Raw genomic sequence first — 3,780 nt, forward strand, 5'->3', positions numbered from 1 at the left:
GACTCGTCTTTTTTGTGTTTAATGAAATAAGCGTGTAACTAATATCGGCTCTATGAGTACGTTTATCTAGCAAGAAATAGCTTTGTTTTAGCATACCTTCAGAAAAATAAGGCTGAGTTTTTTAGGCGCTTTAATTTTGAGCTTTAAAGTCTATTTGTTAACAAGAATATATACGAGGTATTGCCCTCTGTAGCCTACTCACACCCTCTTTTATTTCTTCAGTTGTTAAATGTCCATACCCTATAATAATTCGATTGTGATGTTTTCCTTTTTCAATGGCGTGCTCTTCCACAGGATATACCTTCACTCCGAGTTGTTGGGTTTTCTCAAGTAATTCTTGTGTGAATTGAACTTGATTGAATTCAACAATCAGGTGTAATCCTGTAGAATAACCAAAAATATTGATTTTATTTGAGAATGCTGATTTTAATTGCTGGATAAGGAAGTCTCTTCGATTTTTGTAGATTTTTTTCATCTTCATAATATGCCGTTCCAAATAATCTTCGGTAATAAATTTAGCAAGGACAAGCTGATTTAAAGAAGGTGTATGTAGATCGGAAAACCATTTTACCCTGCGACATTTTTCAATAAGGTGTGAGGGAAGAACTAAGTATCCCATCCTAAGGGCCGGTGATAAAATTTTACTAAATGAACCTATATATATAACACGTTCGGGATCCAATCCCTGTAATGAACTTACAGGTGAACCTTCATACCGAAACTCACTGTCATAATCATCTTCAATAAGATAACAATTTGTTTTTCTTGAGTAGTTAATCAATTGAACCCGTCGTTGAATCGGTAACGTTCCACCTAAAGGAAACTGATGAGAAGGAGTAATGAAGATGAATTTTGGATTTTTATTTGCAGGCAGCAAAGATGTATCCATCCCATTATCATCAACCGGTATAGGAGAAAGTAAGGCTCCTGAATTTTTAAAAATTGTTTGAATGTCATTGGTGATGGGATCTTCTATTAGTACTTCGTCACCTGGTGATAAAAGTAACTTAGAAACAAGTGCTAAAGCTTGAGTTGCACCGGAAGTAATCACCAATTGTTCTGGATGACAAAAAACTCCTCTTGTTTTTAGTAAATAGCGTGATAAAACCTTTCTTAATTCGGGACGCCCTTCGGGAATATCGTATCCAAATGTAGAAGGAGGTGTTTCATTCCATATAGTGTGGGATAACTTTGCCCATCCCTTACGTGGAAATAAGTCTAATGCTGGTATCCCTGAACGGAAATTAATGATATTACTGTCTTTGTTTGTTTCTTCGCACCAAGATAAAGAATCAATTAGAGTTGATTTTTTACGTTGTTCTAAATATGTCCCTTCTGCAATGAATGTCCCGGCTCCTTGCTGAGTGACCAAAAAACCTTCGGAAAATAATTGATCATAAGCTTCTAAAATTACGTTTCTAGACACCCCTAACTCAGAAGATAATTCCCGTGTTGATGGTAGTTTTTCTCCGGATTGCAGCTCCCCGTTTAATATTCGTTCACGTATTTGGTGATAAACCTGTCGAATTAAACTTATATCTAACGATCGATCAATAGGTATCCAAAGCATATAAATGCTCCCTTCAACAAAATTGGTACCATAAAAGTTTGGGTGAAATGGTACTAATACAAACCATTTTAGCATGCTATAGTTGGATCAAATAGTTCTAAAGGGGATGAAAATGTGATGACTAAACCAGAATTCCAAGTAGCTCAGGCATTTAAATCGATTGCACGAAATGAACATATAAAATCCTATGTACAACAATCTACTGAACTCTATGCGTTATTATTACAAGCTGCGAAACGCTTTGTCACCGGAGAAACGAGACATGAGGGGATTGGGAAGGCAAAGGAACTAATTACAAAAGGTTATCATACTTCACTAGAATACATAGGGGAAAATACTCTAGATATAGAGGAATGTTATAAAGCTAAAAATGAGTTTTTGAATCTTATTGGGGACATGGGTGCTCTATCTATGAAACAAACAGTATCACTCGATTTATCGCATATTGGGTTATCTATAGGTCCAGAAATATCTTATATTCATTTAATGGAGTTGGCAGAGAAGGCGAAAGTACATGGAACTACCCTTATGATAAGTATGGAAGAATCATCTAAAGCAGCGGACATTCTTTCCATTTATAAAAAGGTAACTGAGCAATATCATAATGTAGGGATAACAATACAGGCACATTTATATCGCTCAAACAATGATATTCAAGAACTACTTCATTATCCGGGGAAAATAAGAGTTGTAAAAGGCGCCTATCAAGAAGTTCCGGATATTGCTATGCCTAGGTCAACTGATTTAAATCAACAGTATCTTCAAATTGTAGAACAACTAGTTGAACACAATCATCCTGTATCTATAGCTACACATGATGAAATTCTTATTACAGAGATGGAGCAACGTCAATATTTTAGTCAATCTAATGTAGAAATAGAAATGCTATATGGAATTCGTCCGGATATGTTAAGTAATTTGAAAAACAAAGGACATAACGCTAGAGTATATTTGACTTATGGGAAAGAGTGGTACTTGTATTTATGTCATCGGATAGCTGAACATCCAGAAAATCTATATCATGCAGTGACAGATATGATACATTCACCTTCAGCAGAACAGAGTAGGGAATATTGAATAGACATTTAATACTAAATGTAAAAATGATTTTGGTTGTGGCCTAAAAATAAGAGCCGGATTTTTCTTAGAGTAGAAATTCCGGTTCATTTTATATTGAAATTTTCCAGTGTATATTTGCGTTAAATACCGACAGGACTACTATAGATGTTGAGAAGATTATAATTGTACAGCCGTAGCATACCTTGTTGCAGAATTGTGTTTTTATTGTTGCGTATTCTTAGGGTTGTAGGTAGAAATATAAGAATTTATGACTCTATATGTATTTCAAAAGGGAAGAGATATAAAATATATACTAGAAACAATAAAACTAAATGCTTTGTTAGTGGAACGATTCGTTCTTCTAGCGGCAAACGTAAATATAGGTATAGGATAAACATCTTTTAATGTTATAAAAAGTGAAGTAATGAAAGGAACGAATGTTCTCTTTGTGTGTGTTTGGTACACTTGATCAATTAAGGTACGTATTTTCAATCCAGTATATGTGTTTAAAAAGAAATACTATTAATCTATTCGGACCTTGAGCATATCTTAAATGTTTATTAAGAGGATATGGCTGTATGGAAATGGATGATGCTAAAGATGAAAGAGATATAAGGTTGATATTTCAGTGACATAAGGATAGCTAGTAAATATATTAGTATGTTTCTGTATATTTACGAGTAAACAGATAAGCAACCATTACTTCATATTAAGGAGAACTCAGGACTCTATAACTAGAGTAGTATATGAGTTTATTATGAATTTCTGTATCGTTGTCTGTTATAAGAATGCGTATATCTTCAATCGTTTCTAATAGAGTGCGTGATAAACAAAGAAGTATTAGGAAGTGTAATAACTTTTTAATTACATATTAGTATTTATTAAAGTGGGGTTGTTAGTTTTGCTTGGTAAAAAATTCTGTGCAAATTAAGTCTAGGGTTTAAGTTAACTTGAAAGAATAGATTAAAGAGAAGCAGAAGGGGGATTCCGGTAATGAGTCCTCGGAGAGGCGTATCTAGCTAAAAGAGCATAAAAATATTAAATTGAATATCTTTATAAAAAGGTATTGACGATTAGTATATAGAGGTGTAATATAGAACAAGTCGCCGATGCAATAACGCAGAAGACGACAAACAAAATGAAAAACTTAG

General features: G+C 33.9%; 2 protein-coding genes. One reads left to right on the forward strand and one right to left on the reverse strand.

Going from position 1 to position 3,780, the window contains the following annotated elements:
• Nucleotides 1-157: 157 nt before the first annotated feature.
• On the reverse strand, nucleotides 158-1,570 hold the full coding sequence (gene pdxR / locus COK05_RS28490) for a MocR-like pyridoxine biosynthesis transcription factor PdxR (protein WP_098615204.1): 1,413 nt from the start codon (nucleotides 1,568-1,570) through the stop codon (nucleotides 158-160).
• A gap of 117 nt (nucleotides 1,571-1,687) precedes the next feature.
• On the opposite strand from pdxR, the gene COK05_RS28495 reads away from it, so the two are divergent.
• A complete protein-coding gene (locus tag COK05_RS28495) occupies nucleotides 1,688-2,647 on the forward strand; it encodes a proline dehydrogenase family protein (RefSeq protein ID WP_098615205.1) in 960 nt (319 codons plus the stop codon).
• Nucleotides 2,648-3,780 lie beyond the last annotated feature (1,133 nt).

Origin of the sequence: Bacillus cereus, assembly GCF_002567495.1 — a bacterium.
In the GTDB taxonomy this organism is placed as follows: Bacteria; Bacillota; Bacilli; order Bacillales; family Bacillaceae_G; genus Bacillus_A; species Bacillus_A cereus_AQ.